The 17981-nt window shown below is 48.9% G+C and carries 17 protein-coding genes; 6 read left to right on the forward strand and 11 right to left on the reverse strand.

The window, feature by feature from the left end:
• The 5 genes from CTN_RS06485 to gatA form a co-directional block, all read right to left on the reverse strand.
• Positions 1-1104 carry an ABC transporter ATP-binding protein gene (locus tag CTN_RS06485; protein ID WP_038067730.1) on the reverse strand — a complete coding sequence of 368 codons (1104 nt, stop codon included), beginning with the start codon at positions 1102-1104 and terminating at the stop codon, positions 1-3.
• 2 nt (positions 1105-1106) lie between these two features.
• Positions 1107-1370, reverse strand: coding sequence for a type II toxin-antitoxin system Phd/YefM family antitoxin (locus tag CTN_RS06490; RefSeq protein WP_011943931.1), 264 nt, complete (start codon positions 1368-1370; stop codon positions 1107-1109).
• 120 nt (positions 1371-1490) lie between these two features.
• Positions 1491-2225, reverse strand: a complete 735-nt coding sequence (locus CTN_RS06495; protein WP_015919772.1) for a hypothetical protein — start codon at positions 2223-2225, stop codon at positions 1491-1493.
• A gap of 4 nt (positions 2226-2229) precedes the next feature.
• Entirely contained in the window at positions 2230-3678 is a 1449-nt protein-coding gene (gene gatB, locus CTN_RS06500; protein ID WP_015919773.1) for an Asp-tRNA(Asn)/Glu-tRNA(Gln) amidotransferase subunit GatB, read from the reverse strand.
• Positions 3675-5093, reverse strand: coding sequence for an Asp-tRNA(Asn)/Glu-tRNA(Gln) amidotransferase subunit GatA (gatA, locus tag CTN_RS06505; protein ID WP_038067733.1), 1419 nt, complete (start codon positions 5091-5093; stop codon positions 3675-3677). The genes gatB and gatA overlap by 4 nt, the downstream gene beginning before the upstream one ends.
• Before the next feature lie 215 nt (positions 5094-5308).
• On the opposite strand from gatA, the gene CTN_RS06510 reads away from it, so the two are divergent.
• Together CTN_RS06510 and CTN_RS06515 are read left to right on the forward strand one after the other, a co-directional pair.
• Complete coding sequence (locus tag CTN_RS06510; RefSeq protein WP_041437736.1) at positions 5309-5776, forward strand: type II secretion system protein; 468 nt, start codon at positions 5309-5311, stop codon at positions 5774-5776.
• Between the two features lie 167 nt (positions 5777-5943).
• A complete protein-coding gene (locus tag CTN_RS06515) occupies positions 5944-9012 on the forward strand; it encodes an endo-1,4-beta-xylanase (protein WP_015919776.1) in 3069 nt (1022 codons plus the stop codon).
• Positions 9013-9035: 23 nt separating this feature from the next.
• Here the strand turns inward: CTN_RS06515 and aar are convergent, their stop codons facing one another.
• The 6 genes from aar to CTN_RS06545 all read right to left on the reverse strand — a co-directional run bounded on the left by aar (position 9036) and on the right by CTN_RS06545 (position 14486).
• A complete protein-coding gene (aar, locus tag CTN_RS06520; protein WP_038067751.1) occupies positions 9036-10175 on the reverse strand; it encodes a bifunctional L-alanine/L-glutamate racemase in 1140 nt (379 codons plus the stop codon).
• Positions 10176-10225: 50 nt separating this feature from the next.
• The gene (gene hydE / locus CTN_RS06525; protein ID WP_038067754.1) at positions 10226-11272 is read right to left on the reverse strand and encodes a [FeFe] hydrogenase H-cluster radical SAM maturase HydE; all 1047 of its coding nucleotides are present in this window, start codon (positions 11270-11272) and stop codon (positions 10226-10228) included.
• A 7-nt stretch (positions 11273-11279) separates the two neighbouring features.
• The gene (locus CTN_RS06530; RefSeq protein WP_012311185.1) at positions 11280-11525 is read right to left on the reverse strand and encodes a hypothetical protein; all 246 of its coding nucleotides are present in this window, start codon (positions 11523-11525) and stop codon (positions 11280-11282) included.
• Complete coding sequence (gene hydG / locus CTN_RS06535) at positions 11512-12927, reverse strand: [FeFe] hydrogenase H-cluster radical SAM maturase HydG (RefSeq protein WP_038067757.1); 1416 nt, start codon at positions 12925-12927, stop codon at positions 11512-11514. The genes CTN_RS06530 and hydG overlap by 14 nt, the downstream gene beginning before the upstream one ends.
• A gap of 5 nt (positions 12928-12932) precedes the next feature.
• Positions 12933-13181 (reverse strand): TM1266 family iron-only hydrogenase system putative regulator, encoded by a 249-nt coding sequence (locus CTN_RS06540; RefSeq protein WP_038034365.1) that lies wholly within the window; start codon positions 13179-13181, stop codon positions 12933-12935.
• 141 nt (positions 13182-13322) lie between these two features.
• Complete coding sequence (locus tag CTN_RS06545) at positions 13323-14486, reverse strand: ATP-binding protein (RefSeq protein ID WP_012311188.1); 1164 nt, start codon at positions 14484-14486, stop codon at positions 13323-13325.
• Between the two features lie 225 nt (positions 14487-14711).
• Between CTN_RS06545 and CTN_RS06550 the strand changes: the two genes are divergently transcribed.
• Genes CTN_RS06550 through pstB form a run of 4 tightly spaced genes read left to right on the forward strand, consistent with a single transcriptional unit; the run spans position 14712 to position 17979 of the window.
• Positions 14712-15536, forward strand: coding sequence for a phosphate ABC transporter substrate-binding protein PstS (locus tag CTN_RS06550; protein WP_041437741.1), 825 nt, complete (start codon positions 14712-14714; stop codon positions 15534-15536).
• Positions 15537-15585: 49 nt separating this feature from the next.
• The gene (locus tag CTN_RS06555; RefSeq protein ID WP_012311190.1) at positions 15586-16413 is read left to right on the forward strand and encodes a PstC family ABC transporter permease; all 828 of its coding nucleotides are present in this window, start codon (positions 15586-15588) and stop codon (positions 16411-16413) included.
• The gene (gene pstA / locus CTN_RS06560; protein ID WP_012311191.1) at positions 16410-17240 is read left to right on the forward strand and encodes a phosphate ABC transporter permease PstA; all 831 of its coding nucleotides are present in this window, start codon (positions 16410-16412) and stop codon (positions 17238-17240) included. The genes CTN_RS06555 and pstA overlap by 4 nt, the downstream gene beginning before the upstream one ends.
• Positions 17224-17979, forward strand: a complete 756-nt coding sequence (pstB, locus tag CTN_RS06565) for a phosphate ABC transporter ATP-binding protein PstB (RefSeq protein WP_012311192.1) — start codon at positions 17224-17226, stop codon at positions 17977-17979. The genes pstA and pstB overlap by 17 nt, the downstream gene beginning before the upstream one ends.
• Positions 17980-17981: the final 2 nt, after the last annotated feature.

A 17981-nucleotide genomic window follows, 5' to 3' on the forward strand; every position in this document is an offset into this window, starting at 1 on the left:
TCAGATGATAGCCTTCTCCGTTTCTTTATCGAAGGCATGCATTCGCGTCATGTCGAACACAAGATCGATCTTCTGTTCCTCTTTTGCCTGTGTCCTCGGGTTGACGGATGCCGTGATGATGTCATCCCCCACCCTCACATGAAGGATCGTTTCGCTTCCAAGAGGCTCGACCACATCGACGATTCCCGTTACCGTGTTCTCCGGGGTTGGGGCAATCGCAAACAGTTTGTCGTAGATGTCTTCAGGCCTGATACCGAAAATGATCTCTTTGTCTATGTAGTTTGCGAGTTTATCTTCGAACTCCTTCGGCACCTTCACCTTGAAGCCGGACGCCTGTATCCAGAGACCACCTTCTCCTCTCACAACCCTTGCGTTGATGAAGTTCATCGGAGGACTTCCGATGAAGCCGGCAACGAAGACGTTCGCGGGGTTGTTGTATATCTCATGGGGGGTGCCGATCTGCTGGATCTCTCCGTCTTTCATGACAACTATCTTGTCTGCCATCGTCATCGCTTCCACCTGGTCGTGTGTCACGTAGATGATCGTTGCCTGAAGCCTGTGGTGGAGTTTTTTGAGCTCACTTCTCATCTGAACCCTGAGCTTTGCGTCGAGGTTGGAAAGAGGCTCGTCGAAGAGGAAAACCTTCGGGTTTCTCACGATCGCTCTTCCAACGGCAACCCTTTGCCTTTGACCACCGGAAAGCTGTCTTGGTTTTCTGTCGAGCAGGTTCTCAATTCCGAGTATCTTTGCGGCTTCTCTGACCCTTCTGTCAATTTCATCCTTGGGGTATTTTCTCAGTTTCAAACCGAAGGCCATGTTCTCGTAGACGGTCATGTGCGGATACAGAGCGTAGTTCTGGAACACCATGGCGATGTCCCTGTCTTTTGGTTCGACGTCGTTCACAACTTTGCCGTCGATGTAGATCTTTCCATCTGTGATCTCCTCCAGTCCAGCTATCATCCTCAGAGTGGTCGTTTTTCCACAACCGGATGGTCCAAGGAGAACCACGAACTCCTTGTCTTCGACGACGAGATTCGCGTTTTTCACAGCGACGACTTTGTTTTCGTAGACCTTGGTGACGTTTTCAAGGACAACCTGAGCCATTCTCACACCTCCTGTGAATCGTTGAATTCAAAATACTTTTTGAGCTCGAGATACTTCTCCACGTTCCCGATGTCCAGCAGATAAGTATCAAGGATCTCATCCATGAATTCCATGAGTTTTCTGTATTTCTCGTAGTCAATGACAGCAACCGCGGGCACACCGTTCTTTGTCACGACCACGTCTTTCGTTTTCGCTTCTTCGACAACCTGGGAGAACCGCGCTTTCGCGTCCGCAAGACTGTAAAAAGAAACCCTGCTCAGATCCATTTCATCACTCCCTGACCAGAATTATAGTCAAGTTTACAAAAAATTACAAGTGCCGTTTCAGATGAAAAAACGGGGATATCCAGGATTATCCCCGTTTATGAAGAAATATGAGGTTTTTTCTTAAAATTTCACGCTGAAGTAGAACCTGCCCGTGTTGAAGACGAAGGTTAGATCGGTGGTTCCTTTTCTGACACGGCCCATGAAACCGAGGGCAACCTCATCTCTGGAGGCCGCAACGAGGAGTTTCAGGTCGACTCCGTTGATGGGCCTGAGGTTGAAACCCGCTCCACCGGACAGTTTCCAGTTGAGACCACCCACTCCCATGAAGACCACGTTGTCTGGATCCGACACACCGAAGAGAAAGGTGTTGTTCAGAGCCCTGTAGGCAAAGGAGGTGCTTCCCATGGAGAGGTGTCCACTGCAGAACATGACGGTGTCCTCGGACATGTACGAGAAGTTGTCGAGAGAGAGCCTGTAACCACCGAGTTTCATGTTGTAGTTCTGTTCAAGAAGGGCGTATCCTCCGAATCTTCCCAGGAAGAATTCGTAGTGGAGACTTCCGGGAAATGGAACAAGATCCCTCTGGTCGATGAAGAAAGAGACGTTCCAGGTGTTTCCGAAAGAGATGCCTACCTTCAGTACCGCCTCCGAGGTTTTCACCTTCAAAAAGCCGAGTTTCTGAAAGTTTGCCTCACTCTTTGTTACAGACGCTCCAATGCCCCATCCATCCTTGAAAGCCTCGAAAAAGAGCGTATCTCCGAATCTGACATGGTACCCACTGGAAGTCCACATGAAGGAGGCAGAAAGTAAAACTCCCCCCACGGTTAAAAGGAAAAGAAGAAGATATTTTCTCAAGATATCACTCCCCTTCCAGGAGTTTCTGAACGATTTTGTTTGTGAGTTCTGGATTTGCCTTTCCCTTTGTCTCCCTCATCACAAAGCCAACGAAGAAGCCAGCCGCTTTCTTCTTGCCCGCTTTGTAGTCCTCGACTGCCTTTGGATTCTGTTCCATCGCCTTTTTGACGAGTTCTTCTATGAGCTTTTCATCGTTTATCTGAACAAGGCCCCTTTCTTCCACGATCTGAGAGGGCATCTTCCCCGTTTCGAAGACCTCCGGGAATATTTCCTTTGCGATCTTTATGGAGATCTTTCCTTCGTCCATCAATTTGAAGAGATCAGCGAAGTGCTGAGGGGTCAGTTTTGACTCTGTGATTTCGATGTTTCTTTCGTTGAGTTCTCTCAAAACTTCCGTCATGATCCAGTTGCTGAGATCCTTCGGCCTGTTCACCACCTTCACACACTCTTCGAAGAACTCGGCGAGTTCTTTACTCGAGGTGAGCACCTTTGCGTCGTACTCCGGAAGATCGTACTCTCTCATGAAGCGCTTCGCCTTCTCGTCTGGAAGTTCTGGGAGTTCCTTTTTCACCTCTTCGAGATACTCGTCAGAGAGAACAACGGGCGGTATGTCCGGTTCCGGGAAGTACCTGTAGTCGCTTTCTTCTTCTTTTCCTCTCATGGAAACGGTGGTCTTCGTGGTCATGTCCCAGCCTCTCGTCTCTCTTTCCACGTCTTCTCCTCTCTCCATCGCCTTCACGATTCGCTCGAACTCGTACTCTAAAGCCTTCTCGACGAACCTGAAGGAGTTCATGTTCTTCACTTCCACTCTGTTGCTCTGTCTTCCCGTTTCTGTGTCAACGACGGAGATGTTCGCGTCGCATCTGAGCGCTCCCTTTTCCATGTCTCCTGTGCTCACGCCGAGGTACCTCACGATGGATCTCAACTTCTCCATGAAAACACGAGCCTCTCTTGGGGAAGAAATATCGGGCTCTGTAACGATCTCAATTAGGGGAACACCGCATCTGTTCATATCGACCAGAGAGTAGCTTGCGCGGGTGATGGAGTCCCCTTCGTGAACGAGTTTCCCAGCGTCTTCCTCGAGGTGGAGTCTTCTGATTCTGACTTTTTTCCTTCCTTCGTCTCCGTCTATCTCCAGGAAACCCTCGGTTGCGATCGGGTAGAAGTACTGACTGATCTGGTACCCCTTGGGAAGGTCAGGATAGAAGTAGTTCTTTCTGTCGAATCTGGAGTACTTGTGAATCTTGCAGTTCAATGCGAGGGCGGTCTTCACGGCAAACCTGATCATCTCTTCGTTGGGAACAGGAAGGGCTCCCGGCTGGCCGGTGCAGACGGGACAGATCGCCGTGTTCGGGGGAAGCTCGAAGACATCCGCTGGGCAAGAGCAGAACGCTTTGGTCTTCGTTGAAAGTTGAACGTGTATCTCAAGACCTATGACGGGTCTGTATCTCATGCTTTCACCTCCGGGAGCGGGAACATGCCGTTTTCGTTGTAGGGGGAGTTCTTCTCTATGGCTCTCGCTATTCTGAAAACTTTCCCGTCCGCGAACCTTCTGCCAATTACCTGAACACCAACGGGGAGGTTGTTTGAGAATCCAAACGGCACACTGATCGCGGGAAGTCCCGCGAGGTTTGCGGGTATCGTGAAGATGTCCATGAGGTAGTAGGTGAGAGGATCCTTTATCTCTCCGATCTTGAAAGCCGTCACTGGGGAAGTGGGGGTGAGGATCGCGTCGTACTGCGAGAGCACCTCGTTGAGTTCATCGGAGATCTTTCTTCTCACTTTCATGGCCTTGTTGAAATAGGCTTCGTAGTAGGCAGCGCTGAGGGTGAATGTTCCGATCATGATCCTTCTTCTAACTTCTTCACCGAACCCGACGTTTCTGGTCTTCATGTACATCTCTCTGAGTCCTTTCTCTTTTACCCTGAGGCCGTACTTGACACCGTCGAACCTGGCGAGGTTGGAACTCGCTTCAGCGGGAGCGATGACGTAATAGACGGCGACGGAATATTTCATGTGCGGGATGCTGACCTTTTCCACCTTCGCACCGAGTTTCTCGAGGAGTTTGAGGGACTCTTCGAATCTCTCTGCCACACCGTCTTCTATCTTGTGCTCGTAAATCTCCTGCGGAACGGCGAATCTCATACCTGCGACGCCGTTTTCGATCTCCGAAAGGAAATCAACTTTCCTATCCATCGTTGTGGCGTCGTTCTCGTCTTTTCCGGAGATGATTTCCATAAGTATCGCCGCATCTTTCACCGTCTTCGTGATGGGACCTATCTGGTCGAGAGAGCTTGCAAATGCCACAAGGCCGTACCTAGAGACGAGTCCGTAGGTGGGTTTGTACCCGACCACCCCGCAGAGCGAGGCGGGCTGTCTCACAGAACCTCCTGTGTCGCTTCCGAGCGCCGCAACGACCATTCCCGAAGCGACCGCAGCGGCAGATCCTCCACTGCTGCCACCGGGAACTCGCTCGAGATCCCAAGGGTTTCTCGTGGGAAAGAACGCGGATCTTTCGGTGCTCGAGCCCATCGCAAACTCATCGAGGTTTGCCTTCCCAACCACGACAAAGCCTGCTTCCTTCATCTTCTTCACCACTGTGGCATCGAAAACGGATTCGTAGTTTTCGAGTATCCTGGAGGCACAGGTCGTTCTCATGCCCAGTGTGAGAATGTTGTCCTTGATCGCAACTGGAATTCCCCAGAATTTTCCCTTCTTCTCAACGGAAACATTCTCTCTTACGGAGATGAACGCCTTCACGTGTGGATCGAGTCTTTTGATGGTTTCCAGGGAAAGTTGTGGGAGTTTCTCCCTTTCTTCTTCGGAAAGTTTCAGACACTCTTCTATTGTGAGTTTTCTGAAGTCCAAATCGATCACCTCCTCTCGTGGATTATAGCAGAAGTATGTTATAATCTGTAACAAGAAATGTACCGGTTTGTCTTTGAGGCGAATTTAACAATTTTCTTCTGTTCTTAGCGGGTGATATTTCAACATTAAAATCTTGACATTCTACCATGTCAAGGTGTATAATGCAAAATGTGAAAATCTATATTTAACGATTTTTAACCCGGGAGGTGGATTTTATGAGAAAGAGAGCGGGTTTCACGTTGATTGAACTTCCGATCGTTATGGCAATCATCGCAGCCCTGATGGCAGTGTTGATCCCAACGGCAACGGGTGCGATGAGGAAAGCAAGGGCTACAAGATTGGCCGTGCAGCTTAGAAACTACGTAACAGGTCTTCAGCAGTGGATCACAGCAACATTACCGGCATCAGATGATGTTGCCGATTTGGACGTTGACAATGCAGTTTCCATGGGATTTGTTGGCCAGGCAGAAAGAGATCTGTTTGCAAATGGCACAGACTTTAACGCCGACGCTGCTAACAGCCGCATAGTGATCACCGTTGATTACGACACAAATGATTCAAACATAGCCAACCTGGTCTACAACAGTTTGAAAGACGTATTTGCTGGAGGTACTGGGAGTGCAACTGTGACGAATGACACTGAAATTGGAATAACCGCTTATGTCCAGGCCTTCTGGTGGTAACACTCCCGCCTGAAAGAGAGAAAGCCCCCGTCCGGGGGCTTCTGGTTTTTTATAGATCACCCCTGTCTGGTGTTTTTTAAAATTTGAAAATTGATTTCCATATATGATACAATATCTTTCAAAGAAGTTTTTTCCTTTCTGAAAATAACAAGAGGGGGGGTGTTTCCATGAGGTCTCTTCTGAGATTGTGTCTTTTCCTTGTTCTTGTGAGCGCTCTTGTCACTGGAGGTGAAATCATGAACTTTGAAAGGGAGGAAGAAGGGGTTTCACCCTTTGGAAGGGCAGTTGTTACACTCTCACAGGACGTTTCCTTCAGAGGAGTTTACTCCCTGAAAGTGGATGGCAGAACTTCACTCTGGGATGGAGTGGAGTTTGACCTCACTGGAAAGGTTTCACCGGGGAAAGAGTACAGGGTTTTCTTTTATGTGTACCAGACGTCGAACACACCTCAACTCTTCAGCGTTCTTTCCAGAGTTGTGGATGAAAGTGGAGAAAGGTACGAGATACTCCTCGATAAAGTCGTCACACCGGATGTCTGGAAGAAGATGGAACTGATCTTCACGTCACCTCAGAGAGCAGAAAAATTCTCGTTGATCGTTGCCTCACCTGAAAGAACGAACTTTCCGTTCTACATCGATGAACTTCAACTCTCCAGTCCGGATGAAGTTCAGGAACCTCCGCCGGTTCTTCACTGCTCCTTCGAGAGTGAAACAGCCGAAGGCTGGATACCCCGGGGAAATGCAAAACTTCAGGTCACTTCCAGGGTTTCTCACACCGGTAGAAACGCCCTTTTCATCTCTGAAAGGTCTGCCAGCTGGGAGGGAACACAGTTCGATCTGAAAAGCATCGTAAAACCAGGAAAGACCTACACCTTTGAGATGTGGGTGTATCAGGATTCTGGAAGCCCTGTCGGTATCCTCATGAGGATGACACGAAAGTTCGAGAACGAAATCACAACGAAGCATCCTATCTGGCTGTACGGGAGAACGGTTCCGTCAGGAAAGTGGGTGAAGCTGTTTGGTATCTTTGGACTCCCAGAAGGAATAGACGTGGATCAACTTGTTCTTTACGTCTACACGGATGGCTCGAACACAGACTTCTACGTCGACGATGTGAAGATCTACGACAAACCGCTTGTATCGTTCGAAGAGGATGTACCTTCCCTGAAAGAGATCTTCAAGGATCAATTCAAAATCGGTGCCGGGATCTCCGAAAAATCCATCCTCACTCCCTTTGACCTTGAGTTTCTCAAAAAGCACTTCAACAGTGTCACGGAGAGGAACAACATGAAACCGGTGAATCTGCTCGCCGGTGTTGAAAATGGCAGGCTGAAGTTTGACTTTTCACTCGCTGATCTGTTCGTTGACACAGCGCTTAAGAACGGGATCTCCGTGAGGGGCCACACACTGGTATGGCACAATCAGACACCCGAGTGGTTCTTCAAAGACGAAAATGGAAACCTTCTGAGCAAAGAAGAGATGACAGAAAGGCTCAGAGAATACATACACACCGTTGTTGGACACTTCAAGGGGAAGGTCTACGCATGGGACGTTGTGAACGAAGCGGTCGATCCGAACCAGCCGGATGGGCTGAGAAGATCGACGTGGTATCAGATCATGGGGCCTGACTACATAGAACTTGCGTTCAGGTTTGCAAGGGAAGCAGATCCCAATGCGAAACTCTTCTACAACGACTACAACACCTTCGAACCCAAAAAGAGAGACATCATCTACAACCTTGTGAAGAGTCTCAAGGAGAAAGGACTCATCGATGGAATAGGCATGCAGTGTCACATCAGTCTTGCAACGGACATCAGGCAGATCGAAGAGGCCATCAAAAAGTTCAGCACTATCCCCGGTATAGAAATTCACATAACCGAACTCGATATAAGCGTCTACAGAGATTCCACTTCCAACTACTCAGAAGCACCAAGGACAGCTCTCATCGAGCAGGCCCACAAGATGGCACAACTTTTCAAGATCTTCAAGAAGTACAGCAACGTGATCACGAACGTCACGTTCTGGGGTCTCAAAGACGACTACTCCTGGAGGGCAACAAGAAGAAACGACTGGCCACTGATCTTTGACAAAGATTATCAGGCAAAACTCGCTTACTGGGCGATTGTGGCTCCCGAAGTACTTCCACCCCTTCCAAAAGAGAGCAAGATCTCCGAAGGAGAAGCAGTGGTGGTGGGAATGATGGACGATTCCTACATGATGTCGAAGCCGATAGAGATCTACGATGAAGAAGGGAACGTGAAGGCAACGATCAGGGCGATATGGAAAGACAGCACGATCTACGTATACGGAGAGGTTCAGGACGCGACGAAGAAGCCAGCGGAAGATGGAGTAGCGATCTTCATCAACCCGAACAACGAAAGAACACCATACCTGCAGCCGGATGACACCTACGTTGTGCTGTGGACGAACTGGAAGAGTGAGGTCAACAGGGAAGACGTAGAGGTGAAGAAATTCGTTGGGCCTGGATTCAGGAGGTACAGTTTTGAGATGTCGATCACGATACCTGGTGTGGAGTTCAAGAAAGACAGTTACATAGGGTTCGATGTAGCGGTGATAGACGACGGGAAATGGTACAGCTGGAGCGACACGACGAACAGCCAGAAGACGAACACGATGAACTACGGAACGCTGAAACTTGAGGGAGTGATGGTGGCGACGGCGAAATACGGAACACCGGTCATCGATGGAGAGATCGACGATATCTGGAACACGACGGAGGAGATAGAGACGAAATCGGTTGCGATGGGATCACTGGAGAAGAACGCAACGGCGAAGGTGAGGGTGCTGTGGGACGAGGAGAATCTGTACGTTCTTGCGATAGTGAAGGATCCGGTTTTGAACAAAGACAACAGCAATCCTTGGGAGCAGGATTCGGTGGAGATCTTCATAGACGAGAACAACCACAAGACAGGCTACTACGAAGACGATGATGCGCAGTTTAGGGTGAACTACATGAACGAGCAGTCGTTTGGGACGGGAGCGAGTGCGGCGAGGTTCAAGACGGCGGTGAAGTTGATCGAAGGAGGCTACATAGTAGAGGCAGCCATCAAGTGGAAGACGATCAAGCCGAGTCCGAACACGGTGATAGGCTTCAACGTGCAGGTGAACGATGCGAACGAGAAAGGTCAGAGGGTTGGTATCATCTCCTGGAGTGATCCAACGAACAACAGCTGGAGAGATCCTTCAAAGTTCGGAAACCTGAAACTCCTGAAATGAAAAGAAGCCCCCGTCCGGGGGCTTCATATTTTTTTGAGTGCCCGATCGAGGTCTTCCACGAGTTTCTCAGGATTTCCGATGCCAACATGTATCCTGATGAGGTTCACGTCCTCCTTAGGACAGTCACCGTACGCTACTCTTGGAACAACGAGGTTTTCATGACTTCCCCAGCTCACCGCCATCCTGAAGACCTTCAAACTCTCGACGAACTCCTTCACCTTCTCCACACTCTCTGTTTTCAGTCGAAAACTCATCAGACCAGACCCACCGCTCATCTGTGACGAGGCAAGTTCGTACTGGAGTGATCTTGGATTCATCGGATAGTTCACTTCAAGAATTTTCGGATGATCCATGAGAAAGTCAGACACCACGAGAGCGTTCTCGTAGTGCTTTTTCATTCGGATCTCCAGTGTTCTGAGTCCTCTCAGAATGAGCCACGACTCTATTGGGGAAAGAACAGGCCCGATGTTTTTGAACTCCTCCTGGAAAATTCCGATCATGTCCTCTTTGTCTCCTGCGATCACACCCGCCATCACGTCGCCATGGCCTGAGATGTACTTCGTTGCAGAGTGAACCACCACGTCCACTCCGAGGATCTTCGGGTTCTGGAAAATGGGAGAAGCCCACGTGTTGTCTATTATGGTTTTTATTCCAAGTTCTTTTGCTACTTTCGTGACCTTTCTGATGTCGATGACCCTCATTCTCATGCTCGTGGGGCTTTCAAGGTAGATGAGTTTTGTCTTTTTCGTGATCGCCTCAAGAACTCTGTCTGCATCCGGGGGAACGAAGGTTACCTGGATGCCGAACTTCCTGGAAAGGTAATTGAAGAACCTCTTTGCCCAGGAGTACGCCTCGTCCACACAAACCACGTGGTCTTCCGAGTTCAAAAAATGAAGGATGGAAAGGGAGATGGCACTCATTCCAGAGGAGACAAGGCGGGCATCCTCACACCTTTCCAGAGTGGCAAGTTTCCTCTCAACCAGCCTCGTCGTTGGATTGCTTCCCCTGTTGTATACGTACTCGTAGTCTCCGTTTCTGAGGGCCTTCGACATCTCGTCGAAACTGTCAAAATAAAAATTCGTGGTCTCGAAGATGGGAAAAGACAGCGCTTTGAAAGGGACATCTTCTTCCCCGTACGAGAACAGGATGTCGTCTATGTTCATGAGAAAGCCTCCTGTTGAGATTGTGTACCGAACCATATTTTAACTCATGTTCAGACCGTTTCAAAGACCCTTTTTCTACTGCCCCAGTCTCTTCCCGGTCTTCTTCCAAGGTGTTCTATCATCTTCATAACACAGGGGATGCACGCGGTGTCCTTTTCGAAGACACAGATCTTTCCGGGGTAGAGCTGGTAGAGCTGTCTGTACGGTGAAGGGGTCCAGTTGGGCATGATGACGTTTGCTCCACACCTGAGCGTGATCTCTCTACCACCTGGAACGATCGTTCCCATGGCGGTAGTTGCCGGGATGTTGGAGTCTGGAAGAAGGATTCTTGTGAGTGCCACCATCTTCAGTGTGAGGATGAAATCTCCCTTCTTTTCATTCGCAAGTGGTGTATCCGGGTGAGGGATGAAGGGGCCTATTCCCACCATGTCGAAATCGTATTTCTTCAGAAACAGAAGGTCATCCACAAGGTCATCTATCGTCTGTCCCGGAAGGCCCACCATCGATCCGGCTCCCGTTTCATAGCCGAGTTCCTTCAGGGTGAGAAGGCACCTCACTCTGTTTTCGAAGGATGTGTCCGGTCTCAGTTTTTTGTGAAGAACGGGGTTTGCCGTTTCGTGCCTCAGAAGGTACCTGTCTGCTCCTGCCTCCTTCCACTTTTCGTAAAATTCTCTTGGCCACTCTCCAAGACTCAGCGTGACAGCAACTCCCATCTTCTTTATCTCTCTCACTATGTCTGAGATCACATCCGGCATGTAGTAGGGGTCTTCTCCGGATTGAAGAACGATCGTTTTTGCTCCGAACTGAACGGCAAGTTTTGCTCTCTCGATGATCTCTTCCGGTGTCATTCGGTATCTCTTCAAATTCTTGTTGTCTCTTCTCAGGCCGCAGTAGAGACAGTTCTTTCTGCACACGTTGGAAAACTCTATGATCGCCCTGATGTGAACCTCGTCTCCGACGTATTTCTTTCTCACCTCATCGGCGAGTTTGAAGAGCGCATCGTTGAACTCCTTGTCATTTCTGGAGAGTGCCTCCTTTAAAACTTCTCTTGTGAACTCTCTTCTTTCGAGTCTTTCCAGAATTTCATGTCCTGTCACGGCTTCATCACTCCAGTTCTTCCAGAATCTTCTTCAGAAGAGGAATCACTTCGTCCTTTCTGTCCTCGGGGAAGTCTTCTGCGAAGACACCGAACCTTCCGTTTTCAAGGAGGATCTGGGCGGGGAGAAACTTTTCCCTCCCCGCTTTCAGGTCTTTATAGAATGACCATCTTCTTCCGATTCGCTCGGATATCCAGATCTTGCAGTCGTATTTCTCTGCAATCTCCTCGAGGATCTTTTTAAAATCTGACATCCCTCTCACCGCGCTTTATTCTTTCAAGGCCTTCTTTCACTCTCTCTCTTATCTTTGGATTCATCTTCTGGAGTTCTTTTTCTATGACCTCTTCTCCTATTCTTCTTGTTTCCTCCGTTGCGTAGTCACAGAGGTACTCCTGGAGCGTGAAGAGAGCGTTCGGTGTACAGAAGTTCTTCACAAAACCGGGGATTGCAAACTCCATGAAGTGTTCTCCCGTTCTTCCTGCCCTGTAACATGCGGTGCAGAAGGATGGGACAAAACCTTCTTTCAGAAGACTTCTCATCACCTGGTCGAGAGGTCTTGGATCTTCGAGTGTGAACTGCCTTTTCCTGTCCTCGTCGTCTTCTCTGTGAGAGTACGCTCCGATCCCTATTCTTGAGCCGGCGTCTATCTGTGAGACACCGAGTTTTATGACCTCATCCCTGAGTTTTGCGGGCTCTCTTGCCGTGAGGATCATTCCTGTGTATGGAACAGAAAGTCGTATGATGGCAACGAGTTTTTTGAAGTCCTCATCGCTCACGATGTGTTCCGGCCTCTGTGAATATGGGGTGTTTATGGCAGGTTTTATCCTTGGGAAGGAGATGGTGTGTGGTCCCACTCCGAACCTCTCCTCGAGGTGGATCGTGTGGTAGAGAAGTCCCATCACCTCGAATTTCCAGTCGTAAAGGCCAAAGAGGGCGCCTATTCCTACGTCGTCGATACCGGCCATCATCGCTCTGTCCAGACCGTAAAGTCTCCAGTTGTAGTTCGATTTGGGACCCCTGGGATGGAGTTTCAGGTACGTCTTTTTGTGGTACGTTTCCTGAAAGATCTGGAAAGTACCGATTCCCACGGACTTTATGATCCTGTAGCCCTCTATCGTCTGGGGTGCAGCGTTGACGTTCACCCTTCTGATCTCACCGTTGCCGTACTTCGTGTTGTACACGATGTCGATCGTTCTTGCGATGAACTCCGGAGAGTACTTTGGATGCTCTCCGTAGACCACTATGAGCCTTTTGTGGCCCTGGGAGACGAGGGCTTTGACTTCTTCTTTCAACTGTTCTTCCGTGAGCGTTTTTCTTTCCACCACTTTGTTGGAGACTCTGAAACCGCAGTAGACACAGTCGTTGACGCAGTCGTTTCCTATGTAGAGCGGTGCAAAGAGAACGATCCTGTTTCCGTATATTCTCTCCTTCAGAGTGCGGGCCGCCTCGAATATCTCCTGAAGAAGTTGAGGATCTTCCACGTTCAAAAGTGTTGCGGTCTCTTCTGGCTCTAGTCTGTTCTTATCCAGTGATTTCTGGATGATCTCCCTGACTCTTGCAGGATCGGGATTTTTTGTCTTTTCTAGAAGTTCGAAGATCTTTTCTTCTGGTATGAAGGATTTGCTCTCCACACGCTCTCTTGTGAACACGTACATGCACATCACCTCTTCAGTGGGACCGTCTTCACACGGACCCCGGGAATCTGGCCGAGTTTTCCGGAGAGGGCCCCCATCGTGTCGTTGTCTGTCTTCAAAACGAGGAATATGATCGCCATGTTCTCCTCTTTGACGGGGTATCCAACCCTGAGGAGTATGTCTTCAGAGAAGTTGTGAAGAAGTTCGTTCACATGTCGGTAGGCTCTTTCTCTGTCTTCCACGACGATAGTGAGTATGTAGAATCTCTTCTCCAAAACGAAATCCCCCTCTCCGCTCACCGGGAGAGGGGGTATACTTCCATCTATCCCCTCCCCCGGTGTCAGGATTTTTCCCTCCACCTCAGGAGGTTTGTGATTTTTCTCACTTTCTGTTTATATTATACCACCTTTTGAGAATCACCACAACATTCCAAGCACCCACATGGGAATGGAATTTCTGACGGGAAGATCGATGTCGTCTCTGATCACGAAATCACTGGATTTTCTCTTTTTCCTTTTTCCTCCAACCTCGAGTTTCATCCCCTCGAAAATGAAATCGGCCTCTTCTTCGTTTTTCGAAGCGTATATTTTCCCTTTCTCTTTCAGGGCGAAAACAACGAACGCTTCTCTGAAATTTCCCGTTTCTCCTTCGAAGACGTGGTACATGGAGGGATCTGCCAGGAATATCTTCGAGCCTTTCGAAAACGGTTTTTCTGCTCTCTCTTTCCGGACGATGTTCACAAGTTCTATCTCCTCCATCACATGAAGGAGTTGGTACAGTTTCTGCTTTCCCACACCCCATTCTCTGCTCATGGACTCGATGTTTATTGTGGGGATTCTGGAATAGAGAAGATGCCCAACGATTGCCTTCATGACCCCGATGTGATTCTCAGTTACGGTACCGATGAGGTGCGGTATATCGTAGTATATGGTTTTGTCCAAAATGTTCATCATTCTCTCCCTGAAGTTCCCCTCCCTGTAAAAGGGTCTTGTTCCTTTCTCACGATAATCCCTGAATAAACTCATCACATCGACCTGTTTCATTAAACTGGCTGCATAATCCGAGAGCGGTACGAATGGGGAGTTCAATTTCTCCAGAACTTTTCCGGTCTCAAAATGAATGAACTCTCTGAAGGACATGAGGGGAAGCTTCATCAGGACGAATCTTCTTGAAAGATCTGAGGTTCCCTTTTTCATCACTATAGAACTGCTGTCGCTCACCCATATCGTTTTGCCCGGGAAGGTATCGTACAGGACCTTGAGGATAACACTCCAGTTTTTCAGGAAATGGACTTCGTCGATCACAATTCCCGGGTAATTCTTTAAAATCTCCTGTGCAAGTTCGTGGAAGGAAACGTTCAGCAGTGATAAATCATCACCTGAGACGTAGAGGAAACCGTTCTTTTTTGCCATGGACAGAAGAAACGTGGTTTTTCCTGTGCCGCGTGGACCATAGAGAAGAATCGCCCTGGGCGTAAACCTCTCCTCCAGATCCTGAAAAAACAATCTTCTCTTCTCAGGTAAGTAACTGATCATTCTGTTCATTTGAATCTCCAATCTCTCTATGATCTGATCGTACATGTTCCTCCCTCCTTCGGAACGAATTTTATCATATTTCGTTCTGTGATAGAACTATTATTCAAAATATTCCAAAAATCGTTTCGATATAGAACGATTTTCGCCAAAAAACGTTCTACCACAGAACGCTCTCTGGAACTTAACATTTCTTAACAAACAACGGATAATGGCATAAAGAAAGTCTGGAAACTACAAAATGGTGAAACCCATTCTGAGGAGGTGTCCTTTATGAAGAGGCTCTTTGTTTTGCTCTTTGCGATGGTATCGGTTTTCCTTGTAGCAAAAACGCTCGTCATCAAGGGCTCCAACACGGTCTTTCCCATCGCACAGCTGTGGATCGAGGAGTTCAAGAAGGTTCATCCCGATGTTCAGGTGACGCTCGAAGGTGCAGGATCTTCCACGGGGATAGCCGCCCTCTTCAACGGAACCGCAGACATCGCCAACTCCAGCAGATGGCTCAAACCTGAAGAGATCGAACGAATGAACAAAGAAGGAAAGTACTTCATACCGTTCCTCGTTGGATTCGACGGGATAGCCATCGTCGTGAACAAAAAACTTGGAATCGACGACATCTCCATAGAGACGTTGAAGAAGATCTACACCGGTGAGATCCAGTACTGGTCTCAGGTGAACCCGAATCTTCCAAGAAAAAGGATCGTCGTTTACTCGAGAAACACCGCCTCTGGAACCTACGAAACCTTTGAAAACAAGGTCCTCGGTGGTGCGAGGATGGCACCCTACGTGAGAATGGTCGAGAGCACCCAAATCGAGATAGAAAACGTGGCACGAAATCCTTACGCCATCGCCTACGTCGGTGTTGGATACGTCACTGACGACGTGAAAGTTCTGAAGGTGAACGGCATCTACCCGACGAAGGAAAACATCCTGAAGGGGAAGTATCCGCTAGCAAGACCGCTCTTCATGTTCGTCGATGCGACGAACGGCTTTCCTGAAATGGGAAGTCTTGTCTTCGAGTACATCATGTTCGCATTCTCGAAGAAAGGACAGGAACTGTTAGAAAAAGCCGGTTACGTGGCTGCTTACGGTTGGTAAGGAGGGATTCACTCTGAACAGAGAGGTAGCGAATTTCTTCAGAAAATCTGTGATATTCGTCTTTTCCATCATTGGTATCCTCGCTCTTTTTCTTCTTGTGTTCTTTCTTGTGAAGGAGGCCTGGCCCGCCCTCGTGAAAGTCGGGGGCGAGCTTTTCACGAGTGTCTACTGGTACCCAACGGCAGATCCACCGGAGTACGGAATGCTCGCCATGATCGCGGGAACGCTTCTTTTGACGGCATTCTCTTCTGCCATTCTTCTTCCCCTCGGTTATCTGGTAGCGTTCTTTCTCCACACGTACGCCAGAGATCTCGAAAAAAGCCTTGTAAGGACCACGGTGGAGTTCCTTGCTGGAACTCCTTCTGTGATCATAGGGCTTTTTGTTCTGTTCTACATCGCACCCATTCTGCTACACTTCGACATCTGGTCCACAGAGAATTTCCTTCTGGCCTCCATCGGTCTTGTTCTCACAGCACTTCCCTACACGGTTTCACTCTCACTGGAAGCGCTCGACTCTGTTGACATAGCCCTCGAGGAAAGTGCGCTCGCTCTCGGTGCCACCCGTTTCACAACAACTTTAAGGGTGACCACAAGGGCTGCCCTTCCCGGGATTCTCAACGCCTTCGTTCTCACCGTGAACAGAGTGGTTGGTGAGACCATGATAGTCCTCATGGTGGGAGGAGGGGCCGCCATAATTCCACGTTCGCTCTTCGATCCCGTAAAACCCCTGACAGCAGCGATCGCTAGCGAAATCGGTGAGGTTGCCGTCGGAAGTATGCATTATCATGTGCTCTTTGCGGCAGGTTTCATCCTTCTTGTACTCTCTCTTGTTCTGACGGGACTTTCCAGATACATATCGAGGAGGCAGACAGGATGAAGAAGGACCTGATCATCTCTTACGTGTTTCGTGTAGTTAGTTACGTGGTCTTTGCCGTTGTTTTGTTTCTTTTCGTTTCCATTGTTGCAGGAGGAGCGAAGTATTTCTCTCCCTCCTTCTTCCTGGACTATCCAAGAAGCGGTATGACAGAGGGAGGCATCTTTCCTGCCATCCTCGGAAGTTTCTATCTCATGGCTCTGACTTTCCTGATCTCGATTCCTCTTGGTATCTTCACAGGGGTGTTCCTTTCCGAATACGGAGAAAACGTTGTTGCAAGGTGGATAGATATCTCTCTGACGGCCCTGAGCGGAATTCCCTCGGTGGTTTACGGACTTTTTGGACTGGCGTTCTTCTGTGTGGCCCTTCAGTTTGGAACGTCCATGATCGCCGCTGCACTGACTCTTTCACTCATGACACTTCCTGTCATCGCATCTTCAACGAAGGAAACCCTCAAGGCCATACCCGTTGAGATAAGGGAAGCCGCACTGGCCCTCGGGGCAAAGAAAGAGGAGGTCATCTTCAAAGTACTCCTTCCAGCGGCGAGGAGAGGTATCATCACGGCCGTTCTCGTTGGAGGTGGGAGAGCCCTGGGAGAAACCGCTCCCGTTCTGCTCACGGGTGCGGTGTTCTACTCAACAGAACTTCCAAAGGGACTCTTCTCACCTGTCATGACTCTTCCAACCCACATCTACTACATCACGGCAGCGTACGGTGAGTCCGCTCAGTGGATGGCAAAGGGAACAGCAGCCTTTCTGATGATAATAGTTGCTCTGATATACGGTGCAGCTTTCTTTCTGAGGAGGAGAGAGAATGGAACCAATAATTGAGATCGAAAACTTCAGCGCTTACTACGGTGATAAAGTGGCCGTCAAAAACGTGACGATGAAGATCTTCAAAAATCAGATAACCGCCATAATAGGACCATCCGGGTGTGGAAAGACCACGCTCCTCAGGAGTATAAACAGAATGAACGATCATATACCCGGTTTCAGGGTGGAAGGGAAGATATACTTTAAAGGGCAGGACATATACGATCCGAAACTCGATGTGACGGAGTACAGAAAAAAGGTGGGAATGGTCTTTCAGAAACCCACTCCCTTTCCGATGTCGATCTACGACAACGTGGCGTTCGGTCCGAGGATCCATGGGACAAAAAGCAAGCACGTACTCGACAGAATCGTTGAAGAATCTTTGAAGAAGGCTGCCCTCTGGGATGAAGTAAAATCGGAGTTGAACAAACCCGGAACGAAACTTTCTGGTGGCCAGCAGCAAAGGCTCTGTATAGCGAGGGCACTTGCAGTGGAACCCGAGGTGATCCTCCTCGACGAACCAACATCGGCCCTCGATCCGATTGCGACTCAAAGGATCGAAAAGCTTCTGGAAGAACTCTCTGAGAACTACACGATCGTGATCGTCACCCACAACATAGGACAGGCCATAAGGATCGCCGATTACATAGCCTTCATGTACCGGGGCGAACTCGTAGAGTACGGCCCCACGAGGGAAATTGTAGAAAGACCGAAGAGCAAACTCACCGAAGAGTATCTGACAGGAAAAATAGGATGATG

Source organism: Thermotoga neapolitana DSM 4359 (genome assembly GCF_000018945.1).
GTDB classification, from domain to species: domain Bacteria; phylum Thermotogota; class Thermotogae; order Thermotogales; family Thermotogaceae; genus Thermotoga; species Thermotoga neapolitana.